The 18,926-nt window shown below is 48.1% G+C and carries 16 protein-coding genes; 9 read left to right on the top strand and 7 right to left on the bottom strand.

Features of this window, described 5'->3' with window-relative positions; genetic code table 11:
• The first annotated feature begins 22 nt into the window (after positions 1-22).
• Together ACE5LO_RS07090 and ACE5LO_RS07095 are read left to right on the top strand one after the other, a co-directional pair.
• On the top strand, positions 23-466 hold the full coding sequence (locus ACE5LO_RS07090) for a MarR family winged helix-turn-helix transcriptional regulator (protein ID WP_375519333.1): 444 nt from the start codon (positions 23-25) through the stop codon (positions 464-466).
• Positions 467-545: 79 nt separating this feature from the next.
• Positions 546-1,130, top strand: coding sequence for an NAD(P)H-dependent oxidoreductase (locus tag ACE5LO_RS07095; RefSeq protein WP_375519334.1), 585 nt, complete (start codon positions 546-548; stop codon positions 1,128-1,130).
• A 172-nt stretch (positions 1,131-1,302) separates the two neighbouring features.
• Here ACE5LO_RS07095 and ACE5LO_RS07100 read toward each other — a convergent pair whose 3' ends face one another.
• A complete protein-coding gene (locus ACE5LO_RS07100; protein ID WP_375519335.1) occupies positions 1,303-2,106 on the bottom strand; it encodes a class I SAM-dependent methyltransferase in 804 nt (267 codons plus the stop codon).
• A 211-nt stretch (positions 2,107-2,317) separates the two neighbouring features.
• Here ACE5LO_RS07100 and ACE5LO_RS07105 point away from each other — a divergent pair, with 211 nt between their 5' ends.
• The gene (locus ACE5LO_RS07105) at positions 2,318-3,025 is read left to right on the top strand and encodes an SDR family NAD(P)-dependent oxidoreductase (RefSeq protein WP_375519336.1); all 708 of its coding nucleotides are present in this window, start codon (positions 2,318-2,320) and stop codon (positions 3,023-3,025) included.
• Positions 3,026-3,149: 124 nt separating this feature from the next.
• Here the strand turns inward: ACE5LO_RS07105 and ACE5LO_RS07110 are convergent, their stop codons facing one another.
• Positions 3,150-3,581 (bottom strand): Lrp/AsnC family transcriptional regulator, encoded by a 432-nt coding sequence (locus tag ACE5LO_RS07110; protein WP_375519337.1) that lies wholly within the window; start codon positions 3,579-3,581, stop codon positions 3,150-3,152.
• 124 nt (positions 3,582-3,705) lie between these two features.
• Between ACE5LO_RS07110 and ACE5LO_RS07115 the strand changes: the two genes are divergently transcribed.
• Positions 3,706-4,455 (top strand): MBL fold metallo-hydrolase, encoded by a 750-nt coding sequence (locus tag ACE5LO_RS07115; protein WP_375519338.1) that lies wholly within the window; start codon positions 3,706-3,708, stop codon positions 4,453-4,455.
• A gap of 49 nt (positions 4,456-4,504) precedes the next feature.
• Here ACE5LO_RS07115 and ACE5LO_RS07120 read toward each other — a convergent pair whose 3' ends face one another.
• From ACE5LO_RS07120 to ACE5LO_RS07135, 4 genes are read right to left on the bottom strand one after another with little or no spacing between them, the layout of a single operon-like run.
• Complete coding sequence (locus ACE5LO_RS07120) at positions 4,505-6,226, bottom strand: ABC transporter permease (protein WP_375519339.1); 1,722 nt, start codon at positions 6,224-6,226, stop codon at positions 4,505-4,507.
• An 18-nt stretch (positions 6,227-6,244) separates the two neighbouring features.
• Complete coding sequence (locus ACE5LO_RS07125; protein ID WP_375519340.1) at positions 6,245-7,252, bottom strand: ABC transporter ATP-binding protein; 1,008 nt, start codon at positions 7,250-7,252, stop codon at positions 6,245-6,247.
• Positions 7,249-8,343 (bottom strand): extracellular solute-binding protein, encoded by a 1,095-nt coding sequence (locus tag ACE5LO_RS07130; protein ID WP_375519341.1) that lies wholly within the window; start codon positions 8,341-8,343, stop codon positions 7,249-7,251. The genes ACE5LO_RS07125 and ACE5LO_RS07130 overlap by 4 nt, the downstream gene beginning before the upstream one ends.
• Before the next feature lie 27 nt (positions 8,344-8,370).
• The gene (locus ACE5LO_RS07135) at positions 8,371-9,204 is read right to left on the bottom strand and encodes a glycerophosphodiester phosphodiesterase family protein (protein WP_375519528.1); all 834 of its coding nucleotides are present in this window, start codon (positions 9,202-9,204) and stop codon (positions 8,371-8,373) included.
• Positions 9,205-9,719: 515 nt separating this feature from the next.
• Between ACE5LO_RS07135 and ACE5LO_RS07140 the strand changes: the two genes are divergently transcribed.
• Positions 9,720-11,879, top strand: a complete 2,160-nt coding sequence (locus ACE5LO_RS07140; protein WP_375519529.1) for an extracellular solute-binding protein — start codon at positions 9,720-9,722, stop codon at positions 11,877-11,879.
• 116 nt (positions 11,880-11,995) lie between these two features.
• Here the strand turns inward: ACE5LO_RS07140 and ACE5LO_RS07145 are convergent, their stop codons facing one another.
• A complete protein-coding gene (locus ACE5LO_RS07145) occupies positions 11,996-12,421 on the bottom strand; it encodes a ferritin-like domain-containing protein (RefSeq protein ID WP_375519342.1) in 426 nt (141 codons plus the stop codon).
• Positions 12,422-12,841: 420 nt separating this feature from the next.
• Between ACE5LO_RS07145 and ACE5LO_RS07150 the strand changes: the two genes are divergently transcribed.
• Genes ACE5LO_RS07150 through ACE5LO_RS07165 form a run of 4 tightly spaced genes read left to right on the top strand, consistent with a single transcriptional unit; the run spans position 12,842 to position 18,871 of the window.
• Positions 12,842-14,119 (top strand): extracellular solute-binding protein, encoded by a 1,278-nt coding sequence (locus ACE5LO_RS07150; RefSeq protein ID WP_375519343.1) that lies wholly within the window; start codon positions 12,842-12,844, stop codon positions 14,117-14,119.
• Between the two features lie 60 nt (positions 14,120-14,179).
• On the top strand, positions 14,180-15,469 hold the full coding sequence (locus ACE5LO_RS07155) for a carbohydrate ABC transporter permease (protein ID WP_375519344.1): 1,290 nt from the start codon (positions 14,180-14,182) through the stop codon (positions 15,467-15,469).
• Positions 15,469-16,311, top strand: a complete 843-nt coding sequence (locus ACE5LO_RS07160; RefSeq protein WP_375519345.1) for a sugar ABC transporter permease — start codon at positions 15,469-15,471, stop codon at positions 16,309-16,311. Before ACE5LO_RS07155 ends, ACE5LO_RS07160 begins: the two co-directional genes overlap by 1 nt.
• A gap of 58 nt (positions 16,312-16,369) precedes the next feature.
• Positions 16,370-18,871: a carbohydrate-binding protein gene (locus ACE5LO_RS07165; protein ID WP_375519346.1), complete on the top strand. Its 2,502-nt coding sequence runs from the start codon at positions 16,370-16,372 to the stop codon at positions 18,869-18,871.
• Positions 18,872-18,926: the final 55 nt, after the last annotated feature.

Consider the following 18,926-nt stretch of genomic DNA (forward strand, 5'->3'; position numbering starts at 1 on the left):
GATGCCTGTTGCAAATACATAGATGTCTATATATAATACGAATATGTTGAAATACAATGCAGCCGCAACCATTAGCAAGATCAGAGATGCCGTCAATAAAATGATTGTGTCTGAACTTGAGCATGTTGGAATCAAAGGACTGGCTCCCTCCCACGGGGATATATTAGTATTTTTGTATCAGAAAAACAGACTCTCCGTGAAGGAACTAGCCGAAAGGATTCATCGAAAACAGCCGACGGTAACGGTTTTAGCGGATAAGTTGGCGAAATTGGGCTATGTTGAAAAAATAAAAAGTGAGGAGGACAGCCGAGTAACCTGGATTCAGCTTACGGAGAAGGGCAAGCGATTGGAGCCCACGTTTCATGCGATATCCAAAAAGTTGAATGACGCCATTTACGGGAATCTGGATGATGCTGAAAAAGAACAACTGGAATCTACGTTAGAAAGCATGCTGCGCAGGTTATAATTTTTTTTGCTGAAATGAATAGATATCTATACAACTTCATAATCTAAATAAAAGTATAAACATACGGAGGTCATCATCTATGAAACATCTTGTTATCTATGCTCACCCCCATGCAGAGAGCTTAAACCATTCCATATTGGAAACCACAGTTCGTGCATTGAAAAATAATGGTCACGAAGTGATTGTCCGTGACTTGTATGCGTTGGACTTTCAGCCTGTGCTTAAACCCGAAGATACGGCTTCCATGAAGGCCGGTCAAATTCCTCAGGATATTAAAACAGAACAGGATTACATCACGGAAGCTGATGCGATTACTTTGATCTATCCAATCTGGTGGACCGGATTGCCGGCCATCCTTAAAGGATATATTGACCGTGTATTCTCCTATGGGTTTGCTTACGCGTATGGCGAAGAGGGAGTCGTCAAGATGCTGACAGGAAAAAAAGGATTTATTATCAATACACACGGTACTCCAAAGCCTTATTATGACCAGATTGGTATGACTGAAGCGCTGAAAACAACTTCTGATACAGGTATCTTTGACTTCGTTGGCATCGAGTCCGTAGGGCATCTGCTCTTCGGAGGTGTTGGACATCTCGATGAAGAAGCTTACAAGCAAATGTTGCAGGACGTTGAGGAGGCTGTAGCTTCGCACTTCTCATAAAATAAAAAGACGGGGCGACTCAAATCAGTGAAAATGATTTTGAGTCGCCCTTTATGGCATCCATTACATTTTACCAAAAGCTAGACTTAAAGCTGGTATGAGGAGATAAAAATATACAATAATATACAATAATATACCGAAAATCTGTCCCTGGCAGAATGGGAGAAGCTGCTTAATGATTTTTCACGGCCAAAGTGATAGATGTGTGCATCTCGGCCCGGAATATTCCGCTGCTGTCAAGGTTGAGCAGAGCTTTTTCCAACTCTTTTTCGAATAAAGCCGTCTGGTCCCCAAGGAAACGCCTGGCACCATGGGAGGTTGAATACAGATTTCCGATGATCGACTCAATGGTCCATGAATGCTCGTAAACTGGCAGCCGATGCACCTCTGCTTCAAAGAGTGAAGCCGCAACGATATCCTCATGGCTAACCGTGGGGTGGGTATAGGTGGAATTGCCGGCCCTTCTTTCGGGACCATACCATTTTTTTACTACCTTCTCGACCGCGATTTGCCAATCTGTCGGTTCCTTCCGGTCCGGAGTGTAGCTGTCAATAATGGCAACCCCGCCGTTCCGTTCAATCTTGGAATATAACTGCTCCAGCACGCGCGCTCTATTCATCCAATGGAATGCCTTGGCGATGATGACGAATCTAAAAGACTTATGCTCCAGTCCTTTAATATAGTTCTCCGCATTTCCTTGTACCCAATCCACGCTGCAAAATCGCATTTCTTCGGTGATCCGGCGTGCCTCCTGCAGCATTTCCGTTTCATTGTCCACGCCTGTAATTTTCTCGAACCAATCCGCAAATCTCACGGTTAATTGTCCCGTTCCGCATCCCAAATCAAGAAGCTCGCCCCTCCCGTCCAGCGCAAACCGGCTCACGATGTATCTAATTAGTTCAGCCGGGTAAGGCGGGCGGTATTTGGAGTAGTAATGCGCTGTTCCTTTGAACAACTCCGGGCCGTAATCCTTCATGCCGTACATACCTCCTTCCAAGATAAAACATCACGGGTTTACCCCCGAATATTCGTATTTCCTCTTTGTGTAGCTCGTTATTATACACGGATTATAATAGCATAGTTGACGTATCAACTTGAACGTGATAAATTGATTTCAGGTTGATGTGTCAACTAAAAAAATGCGAATACTGCACATCTCATTTCATCGAAGAAAGGAAAATATGAACATGGAAATTCGTGACAAGGTCGTTCTTATTACTGGCGCATCCGCTGGTATCGGTTTGGCTACAGCACGCCGCTTTGCTGCCGCTGGTGCCAAATTAGCATTAGTAGCCCGATCTGCCGATGTACTTAACCAACTCGCTGAGGAATTGAAGAGCCAGGGAAGTGAGGCTGTGGCTCTGCCTGCTGACGTAAGCGATCCGATGCAAGTTCAACGAGTTATTGAGGAGACGGCACGGCACTTTGGCCGCTTGGATGTGGTCATCAATAACGTAGGGCAAGCTGTAGTTAGCTCGATCGCCGATGTCAATCCGGACGACTTCCGTAGAATCTTTGACCTCAATGTGATGGGACCATTAGCAGCTATGCAAGCTGTGATCCCTATCATGCGGGAGCAAGGAGGAGGGCTGATCATCAATATAAGTTCGGTGGTCACCAAAATGAATATTCCTGGAATCGGAGCTTATGCGGCTACCAAATCTGCTTTGAACATGCTTTCCGATACCGCACGAGGCGAATTGGCCTCAGAGAATATCCGGGTAATTTCCGTCTATCCGCGCGCAACCGCAACGGGTTTTGGCAAAAACGCGCTGGGCACTCAACCACAGCATGCGCCAGGTTCTTCCCGTCCATCGGACACTCCTGAATTTGTTGCAGAGAAAATCCTGGAAGCCGCTTCAAATGAACCGGATGAGCAATATATGGATAACTGATATTCGCGGGGGCAGTGGCAATGCCAGTCTTTCGTAAAGGAACAGACAGAACAACAAAACCGTGCAAAGTCGGCTAAAGCAACTGCGGCTTGCACGGTTTTTCCGTATGCTCGAAGTTTATTTTCTATTTGATTTGACCGATCGACATGCTTAATTTGTAGTTTCCGTATTTCAGGAGACGATCCAGAAAATCATTCAGCTCCAGCGGCGAAGCGACGCGCACCCGCAGCCAGTAACAGCCTTCGCCGCTTACACGGTGCATTTCGGCTACCTGTTCGCTCTGTGCAGCGAATGCCTGAAACGAGGGGTGGGCCGTGTTGGAGCTTAGGAACACGGTAACAAAGGCGTGCACCGTCTGGCCGATTTTTTCCGGATTCCAGCGCAGGGTCGTTCCTTCAATCACACCGAAATCCTGCATTTTCCGCACACGGGCACCAACCGCCTGCCCGGTCAGGTGCACGAGTTGGCCGATGGTTTTGTAGGATTGGGAGGCGTCCTCCAGCAGGAGCTTCAGGATACGCAAATCAACTTCATCGATCGTTGGATTGCTCAACATTGTAATTTCCTTTCAGTGTGAAAGTGGAAAGCGATTTTTCCATTCACCAGGATGATTATCTTATCGCTTATTTTATATATAATTTTAGCAGAATCATGATTCGAAAGATAAGGGGTGCAGAACGATGAAGCTGCAATTGATACGCCATGCCACGTTGTGGCTGGAATATGGAAGAACACAGTTCCTGGTTGACCCGATGTTCAGTGACGAAGGGGTGAACCCGCCGGTTATTAATACGCCGAACGACCGCCGCAATCCGCTCGTGCCGATGCCTTTTGAAATGGAGGGGTTGCTTAATCCGGACGCCGTGCTTGTCACGCATTTGCATCCAGATCATTGGGATGAGGCTGCGATTGTGGCGCTGTCGAAATCAACACCGGTAATCTGTCAGCTGGAGGATGAGTCAGCTATCACCTCTGCTGGCTTTGGCTCGGTAACTGTCGTAAATGAAAGCATTACATCTAAAGGTGTAACGATCCATCGAACAGGTGGGCAGCACGGAACAGGTGAGATCGGGAAGCGGATGGGTCCCGTATCCGGTTTTGTTTTCAAGGCAGCAGGTGAACCAACGTTGTATATCGCGGGGGACACAATTTGGTGTGACGACGTGCAGCAGGCATTGGACACCCATCAGCCGGACATAACGGTAGTTAATGCCGGAGGTGCGCGCTTTAATGTGGGTGATCCGATCACGATGGATGAAAACGATGTGGTCCGTGTATGCCAATATGCTCCGAATATGAAGGTGGTGGTTGTGCATATGGACGCGATCAATCATTGCCTTGTCACAAGGGCGGATTTGCGCAACCGCTTAGTAAGGGAAGGGCTACTTGAGCGAGTCGCCATCCCCGAAGACGGGCAGTGGGTGAACTGAAAGTGTGTCAACAGTTTAACCCCTACGCATGCGGCGCAGGGGTGTCTGTTTAAAGCTTTCGTTTTTTGAAGGACAGCTTATTTCCATACACAAGCCACAGTGCCAGAGACGAGATCAGCATTAACAGTACGGAATACACAAACAGCATGGCCTGCGCATTAACCGATGCGGATTCGTCGCTCGCTGCCTTAATGACAGGGCCAAGCGGCTGCATCAGGGGATGATACAACAATACGGTCAGATCATACTCTGAAAGTAAACTATTAAAGTTAAGCGTCATAACCGACAACAATGTAGGCAGGATCACTGGCAAAATAACCTTAAGCATCGTGTAGAGAGAGCTGGCTCCCATACTGCGGGCGGCCTCCTCTAATGACGTATCCACACTGGCAAAGCTCGACTTGATCATCCGCAAGGAAAAGGGAATTTTGACGATGATATAAGCGATCAGCATAATAGCGCCTGTGCCAATCAATACCTGATTAAACATCATGAACTTGGGTGAATTGTAGGTGGTCATGAGTCCAAGAGCGATCAGTGTCCCGGGCAGCAGCCACGGGATCATCATCCCATATTCATAGACCATCGTAATCTTACGTTTATCTGTATGCACGATGCGGGATGCGATTAAAGCCAGAATGACCACAAGTATGGCCGCTGCCAGGGAATATATCATACTGATGGCAAACGGACGAAATGCTTCGCTAGAAGTGAAGATCGTCAAATAATTGCTCAGTGTCAGTTCATTGAGATTCAAAACCCCGGAACGAATCGCCTGGGAGCTGGAGAACGAATAAAGAATAACCAAAACGATGGGAACAGCATAAATGAGAAACAGTACATATGCCAGCGCATGTGCGGCGATGTTCAATGCCGGGTTTGTTATTTTTTGCTTCTGAATTTTGGACTTCACTTTGGAGACGGAGATATAATTTCCGTTCTTTTCGAACCTGTTCATGATCGCCAGCAAAACGACCGTCGCGATACCCAGAATAACGGCCAATAATGCCGCAACATCCTGCGAGTAACTGCTTTTGGCAAAGGTCATAATGACAGGGTTAATGGTCTGAAAGCCCGGCCCGCCCAGCACCAAAGGAGCAGACATGGCGTCCAGTCCTGTGATGAAGGTCAAAATGGTAACTGCAAACAACGTAGGCTTAAGTGCAGGCAGCACAACCCGCATAAAAATCTTTAATGAAGAAGCCCCCATGTTTTTGGCAGCTTCGATCGTCTGATAATCGATGCCCCGAATAGCATTGGTCAGAAAAATAATATGATTGGAGGTACAGGCAAACGTCATCACAAACAATACAGCGCCATAGCCTGTAAACCACTCCGGGTTCATACCGGGAAAAAATTTCAGCAGCAGATTCGTGACGATACCGTTGTCGCCATACACAAATTTGTAGCCCGTACTAAGGACGATACCTCCATAAACCAGTGTGCTTAAATACCCCAGTTTAAGAAAGGATGCCCCCTTGATATCCAGGTACTCCGTGAACAGCACGAGCAGTATTCCCACAATATTCACCGTGACGATCATGGAGATGGCGAGGATAAAGCTGTTCACGAGGGAGTGCATGGCCCGTTCGGAAGAGAACAGCTTCCGGATGATTTCTGCGGAGAAATGCCCATCATCGTAAAAAATACCTGTAATCATATTCAGGTTGGGATAAATGAGCAGGGCCACGATCACCCAAAGCAGTCCGGCTCTAAGCACGAGTCCGCCAGGTCCAATGCGGAGCAGCCATTTTTCCATATTATTAATCATCGTCGCATTCACCTGCCTTCAAAACTGCATAATGTCGCGGGAATTCAGGTACAGCCTGTGCGTTTCACCTGCTTCGAAATAGACATCGCCATCGTTTTTTTCAATACATTTAATAAGGCTTCCATCGACGTTCAAGGTATACTTGATATACATGCCGTGATATTCTCTGTCCACGATTTTCCCGTTTAAAGCCACGTCTGCATCAGACAATTGGTGAAGGCTAGCCCTTTCGAGGCGGATATAGCCTTCCCGGCTTGGATTCAGCGAGCTTCCGGTTTGTTGATTGATTGCTTGCAAAATATTCTGGTCCAGGCGGTTCATGTCCCCGATAAAGTCACATACAAATTCAGTGGCAGACCGGTTGTAGATTTCGTAGGGTGTTCCGATTTGCTCAATTCTCCCTTTCTTGAAAACAGCAATGCGGTCTGACAGAGTCAAAGCTTCTTCCTGGTCATGGGTAACATAAAGGGTAGTAATGCCTAATTCGCGCTGCAGCCTTTTCAGCTCGCTTCTCAGACCGATACGCATTTTGGCGTCAAGATTGGACAGGGGCTCGTCCAGACAAAGGATGTCCGGCTCCAGCACAATGGCCCGGGCCAAGGCAACCCGCTGCTGCTGCCCTCCGGAAAGCTCTGCCACATTACGGGTAAAGTGGCTTTCATTCAAGCCGATTTTCTGGACGACTTCCTTAATCTTCTGGTCGGTCTCTGCACGCGATTTTTTTTGCAGCTTCAATCCAAACGCGATATTATCGTAAACATTCATGGTAGGGAACAGGGCATAGCTTTGAAATACGATGCCTATTTTCCGCTTTTCAACGGGCAAGTGGGTGATTTCCTTCTTGTTTACGAGAATGGAGCCCTGCGAAGGTGTAATAAAGCCTGCCAGCGCGCGCAAGGTCGTCGTTTTTCCACATCCGGAAGGTCCGAGAAAGGTGAAAAATTCACCTGGCTGAATATGAAGATGCAAACGGTCAATGGCCACGTAATCTCCATATTTGATTTGAATATCCTTAAATTCAATCATGACTGTACGAACTCAAGCTGTATTTTCTCCATCCACATTTCGATCTTCTCGGATGCATTCTTCCAATCAATCTGCTGCGGGTGAACCCTTTCAAGCATCGCTTTAATTTCCGGTGTGACTTGAGAAGCAGCATCCTTATGCACAGGAATCGTTCCGAATTGCTTGGACCACTTCGCTTGCACGTCCGCAGAACCAAACCAGTCCACAAATTTCTTGGCAAGCTCCACGTTATGACTGTTTTTGAAAATGGCCGTCTGTTCAACCGTGTACGGTACGCCGATGTCCGGGACAACAAAGTCTACGTTATCTGCTCCGGTTTCGCTGTTGAATTGCAGCAATCCGCTTCCCCAGATTTCAGCTATAGGGCGTTTTCCATTAGCCAAATTGCCGAAAAAGTCTTCTCCTTCTTCCTGAACATGTCCGTTTTGAATGAATTTTTTGACCATGTCCCAGCCTTCCGCCGATACGCCATACTCACCCGACTCATCCAAATAGCGGCTGATCAAACCCACCAATATCGACTTAGAGGTGCCTCCACCTAAAGACAAGATCGTATATTTATCTTTGAATGCAGGGTTGGTGGCCAGATCTGTCCAATCTTTGGGCGCCGTCTGCCCATTGAATTGGTCTGTGTTGTAGATCATGAGCAAAGGCTGCGTTACAATAGGATAGTAGTACCCTTCAGCATCACCTAGCGATTTATCGACACCGCTGCTCCATACCGGCTCGTATTTCAGCAGCAGATCCTCACGCTTTAATCTTTCGTATTCCATCGGATTGAGGCCGAAAACAACATCCGCCACCTGATTGTTTTTTTCGGCAATGGCTCTGTTGGCCAAATCTCCCGCGCCCAGATTTACAATAGAAATGTCAAAACCGGCTTCTTTGGCCTGTTCTTTCAACCACACGTCACGGCCGTCCCCGCCGGAATTGGTATATACAACAAGCGAGCCCGCTGGCGCCGCTGCATCAGATGTTGCCGAATCAGGTGAAGATGCACTGCCTGTAGGTGAAGAATTCCCGTTTGCACAGCCTGCAATCAGCATTAAGGTGAAGAGTCCCGTAATCAATCTGCCAAATGTTTTTTTCATTGTTTGCCTCCGTTGGATGTATAGAATCTACAAGCTATTAATATATGATTTAAGCAGCATTGGCCAATCTGTTTGCAAAATATCAAAGCCTTTCCGGACGCACCACCCCCAGTACGGATCCGGTCCATGCAGAATGGAGTGGTTATCGTCCATTTTGGCTGTAAGATCGATCCAATCGTTCAAGGTGATCGGATTGCAGCACAGGAGCAGCCCTTTGGATTTCAAATGCGTGATCAGCTGCTCATCGATGACAGGGCTGTGCAAATCCTCAAAAATCAATTCTGCCGCTACCCAGTTCAGCTTGTATTGATCGAAACATCCGGTTTGTTCAGCCGCGGTTATAATAGGCATAAACATAATGTCCGCCGCTTGCTCCTCCAAGGCTTGCAAGTATTCGGGCACCAGATGGGATTTTAAAATGATTTGCTCATTCATGTTATGCCGTTTGACCAGCCTAATCGTTTCCTCCCAATTCAGCCAGCCACGGTCCAGGTTAATCAGGCAGCGCCCTTTCAGATAGTCCAAAACATCATCCAGGCGGTTCACTCTTTCTTTTTTAATTTCAAAATTGGAATTGCGAAGCCATAAGCTCTCAATCACCTTGGAGTCCAAGGTGCGGATATTCGTTGTGACTCCCAGCAGTACAGGCTCCATACCATCGTGGAACGCATAAAAAACGCCATCGGTGGACATGGATGCGTCTACTTCCACGATATCAGCACCGTGCTTCAGCGCATTTTCAAAGGCTCCGATCGTATTCTGTACAATGTTGCCGCCCGCAGTGCCACGGTGAGCCATAATTAATACTTTATTTTGATCTGTCAGCTTTCTGAGGGTTTGCTGCGACTCGGACAAGGCCATTCCCACGTAATCTCCTCCACACCGTTGATGTTGAACAACTCAGATTATACACACTAATTTGAACGTATCAATCATAATTGCGTAAAAGCAATGTAAAAATTAAGTTAAAAGCAGATATTTCCTGAGAATTAGGTTTTATTTTAGGTATAAATGAATTGACACGTTCAAATTTAAATACAAAATCCTGCACTTTATTTTCGGGATGAAGTGTGATATCAATAAGTTAATAAAGTAAGTGTTCAAAAAGTCAGATTTTTAGCACCGAAGCCTATCCTTCCGAAGTGCGTTTTTTCAAAACGCTTGAGTTGGATGAAGTTAGGGACTGAGGAGCGGAGCGTACTTGGGGTACGTGAGCACCTGAAATGTTTCCGCAGGAAACATGCTTCGGAAGCATCCGCTTAGTCCCGGCTGAATTCAAGATTCGATGTCGAGTCCGCTTCCTGATTTACTTCGTGATCAAAAGATGACTTTTGAACTACCTCTTAAAGAAAACGGGGGAATTCGACTTGCCCACCATGCATGATATAGCCAAGCTCGCCGGGGTATCACACGGAACGGTATCCAATGTCATCAATCAAAAAGGGAATGTCAGCATCGAAAAGATCCGTTTGGTTGAAGAGGCCGCCCGCCAGCTTGGATACAATAAGAACGCCCAGGCGCAGAAGCTGCGCAAGGATTCAGTAAAACATGTCGCCGTGATCATGCCTGACCTCACGAAGGAAACCTATCATCAGTTCTACACAACATTGATTCAGCTTCTGGAAGAGAGAAACTATGACTCCAGTCTTCATTTATCAAAAAACGTGCCTGAAAAAGAGCAGGAATGCATTCAGCAGGCGATGTCCAACCGTCCTGAGCTGATCGTTGCATTCAGCTGCCTGTCCGCACCGCAAGAGGCCTACAAGGTCAATACAAATGTGCTGTTTATGAATCATCCTTTCGTTGATCCCCAGCCCAATCAGGCTGTGGTATCCTTTGATTATGCGGCGATCGCGTCTTTGTTTGCGGAGAAGCTGCTGTCGAGGGGATATAAGTCTGCAGTCTATTTTGCAGAATCCGAGAATACACCTGTAGAGCATGCTTTTTTTGCAGCATTACAAAATCTTCTGGAAACGCAGGGGGTCGCTTTATCCAATTTCAGCTACGATTCCCGGCTTTCCGGCAGCGGGGCCATTGAAATCGCAAGTCATGAGCCGGCTTTTGATGTCATGATTACCAGTGATACCGAACGTGCCGTAAAACTGAAGCGGATACATGAAATGATGTCCAGACAGCTGCCCCCGATCATGACGTTTGCTCCAAGCGAAGTGATCCCTTCATTGGATATCCCGCGTTTTGAGCTTGATTACCGGAAAATGGCCCGCCGCGTCCTAGATGTTTTAGCCGGAGACGGGTTGGGGGAGAGCCAGATGATTCCAGCCAATGGGTTCCGAAATTTGGATTACCCTGTGCCTGACCTGTCCACCGAAAAAGAAATCACACTTGCGACCATCGTGAGTCCGACCAGCGATATTTTATCGGTGTTGGCACCGCTTCTTTACAAGGCTACGGGCATCAAGCTGAAAATTGTGGCCCTGCCGCATGAAGAGCTGTATGGGATGCTGTCATCGGCGCATACCGTGCCTTTTGATTTGATCAGAATGGACATGGTATGGCTGTCACGCCTCGAAAAGGAGCTATGCATTCCGCTTGGGCCGCGCATGGATGAATTGTCCGGGGCGATCCGTTCGTTTCTGCCTGAAATCCGTCATGTGTACTGTCCTTCGCCTGATGAGCAGTATACGCTGCCGTTTGATCCCAGCATTCAAATGCTGTTTTACAGAAAAGATTTATTTGAAAATACAACCATCCGCAGAATGTTCTATGAAATGACCCATGAGCAATTGGCGGTGCCAAGCAGTTTTGCGGAATATAACAAGATCGCGGCGTTTTTTACACAAAGTCTGAATCCGAACTCACCTACCAAATTTGGCACAACCATGACCTATGGATCGGCTAGTGTGGCGGCATGTGATTTTTTGCCCCGAGTCAAGGAAAGAGCAGAAGAGGTTTACCCTGCAGCGGAAAATATGGACCTGCTGTCTCCGGCATTCAGTGAATCGCTGCAGGAATATCTTGAAACGAAAACATACTCGGACCCGCAGATCAGCTACTGGTGGGGGGACTCGCTTGAAGCCTTTGCCCATGGAAAATCCGCAATGACGATTGTGTTCATCAATCACGCATCGAAGATTATCAATAACCGGTTTTCAGGTGTGCTTAACCGTGTGGGCACAGCGCCAACGCCCGGAGAGACGCCACTGCTTGGCGGAGGATGCATCGGGATCTCGAAGCAAAGCAAACATGTGGATTGGTGCATGGAGTTTCTTAACTGGATTTACAGCTCCGAAATTGCCAATTTAATTACACTATTGGGAGGTCTGTCGCCCTGCGCTTCGGTGTTTGAGAATGAGGAAATTTTGGAGCTGTATCCTTGGCTGCGGGGCATCGAGCGGCATTTTAAAACAGGCTGGCGCAGAAAACCCCTTGGCCCATCCCTGGATATGAATGAAAACCGGTTTGAAAGAATCCTGGGCATGGCCGTACGTAACGCCGCACTGGGCATTATGTCGATCCCGGATGCGTTAAGTGCCGCGCAGCAGCAGTATGAAAGAGAGTTGTCTCATTTAAATTGACTTCTTCTGTTCCTTCATAGTGCATGAATAAGGCCTGCCTTCCAAAACTTAAACTGGAAGGCAGGCATAGCTTTTGTTTATCCCACATTTTCACCGATGGAGAGGTGAACGCCTTTTTACTTATGCTGCGTGATGAAGTAGAGAAACCATACAGCATGATTTTGTTCATCAGCCGAAATACGTTTGACATGCTCCTTAATGTAGGGGTCGTCTGCTTTGTCAGAGATTTTTAAGTAAAAATCAACTGTATTTTGTTCATCTTTAAATGCAAAGTTAAGTCCAGCCATATACTCTGCCGGACACTTTGCAAGTATGTGAGGGGTGGGCTGTCTGCCAGTTAGTGAGGTGTAAATCTGTGAGAAGATACGAAAGTGTTTAATCTCATCATTGCGTATCTCAAGAATTTTAGTTCGTTCTTCTTCATTTGGAGCAAGTTTTGCCAATTGCTCATAGCAAGCAATAGCAGAATATTCACCATTAAGAGCATGTGCAATGTCCGGGAGTAGACTTGGATTCGTTTGATAATTGTTCGTATAATACAACTTTTGTTCCACCTTTCCAATGCAATTTTTCTTATCCTATGTCGCTTTTTAGGCTACAGTGCATTGTCCGTGGAAGATGAAAGATATGTATTGATCGGGTCTGCATTTCTTTTTTATTATCAGTCAGAAAATGAGCTTGACGATGAGAAGAAAGGCATGTTACTCTCTGATTAAAGGTTTAACCATGCACTATTTATGAGGCTTCTTGGGATTTGCTTGCCGGAAATGAGAAGAAAATTGTTTGCCTACGTCTGTTCAAGGAGGTTACGTTGCGGTGAAGTGGCTGATTAGCGTCATTAATGTAAGCGCTATCTTTTTTGGGTGCTATAGTCGCACTCGCCTTGATGAAGGGACTCAAAACGACTGCCAAAGCAGTGTTCACGTGAGAGCAAGATGAAAATGATCCAGGAGGAATCCAGAGTGTCGTATAAGAGTATGTCCGTTTGGGTCTTTTTATTGGTTTTTATTCTTATGCTGGCAGCATGCGGGCCACAACGCAGCACCGAAGGTGTTGAAGACATGGGTCAACCCGGGGCGGATGAAGGCATAAAGCCAAAGCCTGCGGAGCTTACAATCTGGGCGGATGACAATGCCGAAAAACTGGCAGATTTGAAAGCGACAACAGCGAAATACACAGAACAAACCGGCATTCCGGTGAATATTACGCCGATTGCCATGAACGATCAGCAGCAGTCGCTGTCGCTGGACGGACCTGCGGGCAAGGGACCGGATCTTTTCTATCAGCCGGGAATCGGCAGTCTTTCAGTGCAGGGACTTGTACAGCCGTTAAAGGTAAGTGAGGAAGATAAAGCTAATTTTACGAAAGAAACTTTGGAAGCGCTTAGCTATGACGGGAACCTGTATGGATTGCCGTTTGTGGTTGAGACGTATGCGCTACTGTACAACAAGGAGCTTGTTCCCGAAGCGCCAAAGACGATTGCGGAGCTTGAGCAGCTTGCCGGAAAAATGACAAATGCGGGCAGCGATGAGTACGGCTTTTTGTATGATGCCACGAACTTCTATTATTCCTGGGCATTTATGGGCGGGAGCGGAGGTTATATTTTTAAAGAAACGGATACCGGCTTTGACATTAACGATATAGGACTTAATCAGGCAGGGACCGTTAAAGGTATGAGCCTTATCCAAAGCTGGTTTGAGAAGGGGTATTTGCCTAAAGGAGTGAACGGTGACATTGTTGGTGGCCTGTTCAATGAGGGTAAAGTGGCGGCAGTCATTAACGGACCCTGGGCCATTACCGACCATAAGGCGCAGTTAGGGGACAATTTGGCTGTTGCCGCACTGCCTGTCATGGAAGACGGTGCCCATCCGCAGTCATTTATCGGCGTAAAAGGATGGATGCTCTCTGCTTATTCCAAAAATCCGGAGTGGGCCACGGATCTGGCTGTAATTTTAACCAATGCGGAATCGTCTATGGAATGGTTTAAAGCGACAGGTGAAATGCCGGCTCATCTGGATGTATTAAACGATCCGCTGCTCGTTAATGATCCGCTGGTTGCAGGTTTTTCGGAGCAAATTCAGTACGGAAAACCATTTCCGAATGTGGCGGAGCTGACGCATGTGTGGGACCCGATGGCGAACGCGCTTAAATTTGCGTCCGAAGGCGAAGAGGTGCAGGCGGTGCTTGATGAGGCTGTCGTGCAGATTCAAGACAAAATAAAAATGGCGGGCGCACAGTAGACATAGATCCACGTGACTAAGTGAGGTTGGGGTTCATGACAGTTGAAGAAGGTGAGAAGCTTGGCAACTGTTCAATATAAAAAGAAGCTTAATCATTATCCGGCTTTATCTGTAGCGCTTTCGGTATTACCGGGCCTTGGGCAGCTTTATAACCGCAGATATGTAAAGGGCAGCTTGTTCCTTCTCCTGTCGGCGGCGATTTTGTTGGGGCTGTACGATTTTCTGAACATCGGCTTTTGGGGGATTTATACGCTAGGCACCATTCCGATGCTGGACGATTCCCGCACGCTGCTTGTACAGGGGCTGTTGTCCGTTATTTTGTCAGGGTTCATGCTCATTTTTTATGCCTACAATTTTATCGATGCTTACCGCGACGGCCAGCAGCTGCAAAACGGCTTCACGATTCCCAGCTTGAAGGAAGGCTTTCACGCCGCATGGGACCGCGGTTTTCCTTATTACATGGTGCTGCCGGGTTTCTTCATACTGGCTTTCGTTGTTGTTTTTCCGTTATTGTTTATGATTTGTCTTGCTTTTACGGATTACAATTTATACAATTCTCCGCCCGCCAAGCTTCTGACTTGGGTGGGATTTGAGAATTTTAAAATTTTGTTCACAGAAGAAATATGGCGAGCCAGCCTGCTGTCCGTTTTATCATGGACGGTGGTGTGGACGTTCGTTGCAACGACGCTGCAAATTGCGGTCGCCATGCTGTTGGCCGTCATGGTGAACGACGCCCGTGTCAAGTTCAAGAAGCTGATCCGTACTGTGTTCATTCTCCCGTGGGCTGTGCCTTCCTTTGTGACCATTCTTATCTTTGCGGCGATGTTTAATGACGACTTTGGCGCCATCAATCGTGAGCTGCTGGCACCGCTCGGTGTACAAATTCCGTGGATGTCCGATCCGGTGTGGGCGAAGGTCACCATCATCATGATCCAGGTGTGGTTAGGCTTTCCATTCGTTTTTGCGCTGTTTAGCGGTGTGCTGCAAAGCATTTCGAGGGACTGGTACGAAGCGGCCGATGTGGACGGCGGCAGCCGGTGGAACAAGTTCAGATTTATTACTTTACCCCATGTGCTGTATGCGACCGGACCGCTGCTCATTATGCAGTATGCAGGCAATTTTAACAATTTCAACATTATCTATTTGTTTAACCAGGGTGGCCCCCCGGTTCGTAACCAGACGGCAGGCGGAACGGACATCCTGATTTCCTGGGTGTATAAGCTTACTTTCGAAAATAACAACTATAAAATGGCGGCGGCGATTTCGATTATTATGGGGCTTGTCGTCACAATCTTTGCATTCTTCCAATTCAGCCGCAGCCGGTCGGCCCGAGAGGAGAGGATGTTCTGATGAGCAGGAAGGCCAAAAACCGCCTGGAATTAACGCTGATTTACAGTGTGGTGCTGCTCATGTTTATGGTCATTGCGTACCCTCTGTTATGGACGATGAGCATCTCGCTGAACCCCGGAACCAGCTTGTTCAGCTCAAGCATTGTTCCGGAGCGTTGGTCCTTCATTCATTATGAGTGGCTTTTTGCGAATCCGCAGAGCGATTATCTGTTATGGTACAAAAATACGCTTTGGGTAGCATCTGTCACGTCGGTTGTATCCGTGCTTGTCGTTTCTTTTGTGGCGTTTGCTTTTTCCCGGTATGATTTTGTGGGCCGAAAATATGGTATTTATTCGTTCCTGCTGCTGCAGATGTTTCCTGTGCTGATGGGCATGGTCGCCATTTATTTGCTGCTGAACGTCGTTGGGCTGCTGGATTCCTTGTGGGGTCTCGTTGTCATCTATATTGGTGGCGGGCTTCCCATGAATGCATTTCTGGTCAAAGGGTATCTGGATACGATTCCGAGGGATCTTGATGAATCCGCCAAAATGGACGGTGCTGGCCACTTCAGGATCTTCTTTCAAATTCTGCTGCCGCTCACCAAGCCGATCCTTGCGGTAGTTGCACTGTTTAACTTTATGGCACCGTTTATGGACTTTCTGCTGCCACGCATCATTTTACGCAGTCCGGAGAAATTTACGCTGGCGCTTGGCTTGTTTAATTTTATCAATGACAAATTTGCCAACAACTTTACCCGTTTTGCGGCAGGCGCGATTTTAATTGCGGTACCGATCGCCATCGTGTTTCTGTTCCTGCAGCGGTATTTGATTACAGGTCTCGCGGATGGTGCAACGAAGGGGTAGTGTCAGGAACACCGGATTGAATATTCGAGTCTTGAGTCTATTTTGGGGAGGCGACGAAATGAGAAGGTTGAAACAAAGAGCATTGCTGCTGTTCCTGATGAGCTGCATGATTGTGGCGCTTGTGGCGCTGCCGCAGCCGATCTATGCCGCCACTTCCTATGAAGCCGAGGATGCTTCTTTGGCGGGCGGCGTCCTGGTAGAGTCCAATCATGCCGGGTATTCGGGCTCCGGCTTTGTCGGCGGCTTCACCGACAGCAACATGGGCTCCGCCTCTGTTAGCTTTGCAGTAGAATCGTCCGCTGCCGGTGACAGGGACGTAACGCTCCGTTATGCCAACGGAACAGGAGCGGCGATGACGCTCAGCCTTTACGTCAACGGAGTGAAGTCGGGACAATTGCTGCTGCCTGCGACCTCGGCCTGGGATGAATGGGGAATGAAGGCAGAGACGGTAACGCTTCATGAAGGCAGCAACACGATTCAATACCGCTTTGATGCAACAGATACAGGGAATGTGAATCTGGATCATATCGTTGTCGGGGAGTTGCTTCCCGAGCCGGAACCTGAGCCTGAGCCGAATCCTGGTTTACCGGACGAGTATCAAGCAGAGGAGCAGTTCTTTTCCGGCGGAGTCGTCCGAACGGGAAATGTATTGCGTAATTTCGATTCTGCAGGTGCCCGGGTCATTTTTACGGTCAATTCGGCATCCACGGGCAATAAAGATGTTACTTTACGTTATGCCAAGAGTACTGGCGGATCCGGAACGATGAATGTATATGTAAACGGCATTTACGCGACAACGATAACGCTTGCTTCCACCGGCGGAACGGATGCCTGGGCCAATCAAACGGAGACACTGCCGCTGCGCAAAGGGGTAAACACCATCTGGTACGAGACAAACGGCGGGGCGATGAGTGGCGTCACAATCGACTCATTGACTGTTGAGAATGGCATCGCCCTTGCAAGCAGAGGAGCGACCGTGCCATACCAGGAGCTGGAGGCGGAAAAAGGCACGACAAATGCAGAGGTACTGGCACCGTCACGTGAGTATCTGACTGTTGCAGCCGAATCCTCCGGGCGAAGCGCGGTGAAGCTGTCATCGGCAGGCCATTATGTGCAATGGAGCACACCCGCAGCAGCCAATTCGTTGATTGTGCGTTATAGCATGCCGGATGCTCCGGGCGGTGGAGGAACAGAGGCTACGCTCAGCTTGTATGTGAACGGGGTTAAGCGGCAAGCTTTGAATCTGAGCTCCAAGTTCGCCTGGACGTACGGAAATTATCCGTATAATGATAATCCCGCCCATGGCGGGGCGCACCATTTTTATGATGAAAGCCGCTTTGTAGTGGGGGATATTCCGGCCGGGGCGACAGTGAGATTACAGAAGGACGCAGGAGATACAGCTGCTTATTATACGATCGATTTGGTTAATCTGGAACAAGTGGAACCTGCATACGCCATGCCAGCGAATTTTGTGAGCATCATCGATTTCGGTGCGGTTGCGAATGATCATAACGACGATACGCAGGCACTGCGCGAAGCGATACAAAATGCTAAATCGACGGGCAAGGCCGGCGTCTGGATTCCGGTCGGCACATTCCGCATGAACGACAGAGTGAACGTGGATAACGTGCATATTCGCGGAGCGGGCATGTGGCATACGACACTGCAGGGGACAAATGGAAAAGGGGGCTTCTACGGTACGGGCGGCAATGTGCGGATTGCCGATCTGTCCATTTTCGGCGATTCGCTCTACCGGAACGACGCTGCGGATCACGCCGGGATCGAGGGCAACTTCGGCACAGGTTCGCTTATTCAAAACGTCTGGATCGAGCATATGAAGGTCGGATTCTGGCTGCAGGCAGGCACGGACGGCTTGTACATTGCAGGCGGCCGTGTGCGCAATACATGGGCAGACGGAGTCAACTTCCACGGCGGTGTGAAGAACACGATAATCAGCCACTTCAACGTGCGTAATACAGGGGACGACGCCTTCGCGATGTGGTCGGACAGTATGCCGAATGAGAACAACATGTTCCGGTACAATACGGCGCAAATCCCGGTCTTGGCCAACACGTTTGCTTTATACGGCGGAAAAGCCAACAAAGTCTGGGATAACATTGGTGCGGATACGGTGACCGCATCGGCAGGCATTGCCGTGAGCACCCGTTTTAACGCCGTACCATTCAGTGGAACGACAGAAGTCAAACGTAATACCCTGCTGCGCACCGGCGGTTATGAGCCGAATTGGAACACCAGCTTTGGCGGATTATGGATTTATGCAGAAAATCAAAATATTACATCACCGATTGTGATCGAGCAGGCGGATATTGTGGACAGCACCTATGAGGGCATCAAATTCAGCTACAATCAGCAAATCAGCGGCATTGTTTTGGATGGGGTGAACGTTGATGGAGCAGGAACATACGGCATTTATTTTGATGGGGTCACAGGTACAGGATCATTTTCGAACGTTGTAGTAAAAGACGCTGCTTCAGGCGGTCTTCACAATCCCGATAATGCTTTTCAGATTGTTAAAGGCTCCGGGAACAGCGGCTGGTAGACTCATGGGCCGATCCGCATGCAGCGGGTTGGCCGTTATTCTGTTTGGTCAAGGC

Source organism: Paenibacillus medicaginis, assembly GCF_042138635.1.
In the GTDB taxonomy this organism is placed as follows: domain Bacteria; phylum Bacillota; class Bacilli; order Paenibacillales; family Paenibacillaceae; genus Paenibacillus; species Paenibacillus medicaginis.

Excerpts from the sequence above, each read along its gene's own strand:
- ACE5LO_RS07090 (WP_375519333.1), top strand. The coding sequence starts at position 23 with ATGTCTATATATAATACGAATATGTTGAAATACAATGCAGCCGCAACC.
- ACE5LO_RS07140 (WP_375519529.1), top strand. The coding sequence starts at position 9,720 with ATGCATGATATAGCCAAGCTCGCCGGGGTATCACACGGAACGGTATCC.
- ACE5LO_RS07125 (WP_375519340.1), bottom strand. The coding sequence starts at position 7,252 with ATGATTGAATTTAAGGATATTCAAATCAAATATGGAGATTACGTGGCC.
- ACE5LO_RS07135 (WP_375519528.1), bottom strand. The coding sequence starts at position 9,204 with ATGGCCTTGTCCGAGTCGCAGCAAACCCTCAGAAAGCTGACAGATCAA.
- ACE5LO_RS07115 (WP_375519338.1), top strand. The coding sequence starts at position 3,706 with ATGAAGCTGCAATTGATACGCCATGCCACGTTGTGGCTGGAATATGGA.
- ACE5LO_RS07110 (WP_375519337.1), bottom strand. The coding sequence starts at position 3,581 with ATGTTGAGCAATCCAACGATCGATGAAGTTGATTTGCGTATCCTGAAG.
- ACE5LO_RS07160 (WP_375519345.1), top strand. The coding sequence starts at position 15,469 with ATGAGCAGGAAGGCCAAAAACCGCCTGGAATTAACGCTGATTTACAGT.
- ACE5LO_RS07100 (WP_375519335.1), bottom strand. The coding sequence starts at position 2,106 with ATGAAGGATTACGGCCCGGAGTTGTTCAAAGGAACAGCGCATTACTAC.
- ACE5LO_RS07130 (WP_375519341.1), bottom strand. The coding sequence starts at position 8,343 with ATGAAAAAAACATTTGGCAGATTGATTACGGGACTCTTCACCTTAATG.
- ACE5LO_RS07095 (WP_375519334.1), top strand. The coding sequence starts at position 546 with ATGAAACATCTTGTTATCTATGCTCACCCCCATGCAGAGAGCTTAAAC.
- ACE5LO_RS07105 (WP_375519336.1), top strand. The coding sequence starts at position 2,318 with ATGGAAATTCGTGACAAGGTCGTTCTTATTACTGGCGCATCCGCTGGT.
- ACE5LO_RS07120 (WP_375519339.1), bottom strand. The coding sequence starts at position 6,226 with ATGATTAATAATATGGAAAAATGGCTGCTCCGCATTGGACCTGGCGGA.
- ACE5LO_RS07165 (WP_375519346.1), top strand. The coding sequence starts at position 16,370 with ATGAGAAGGTTGAAACAAAGAGCATTGCTGCTGTTCCTGATGAGCTGC.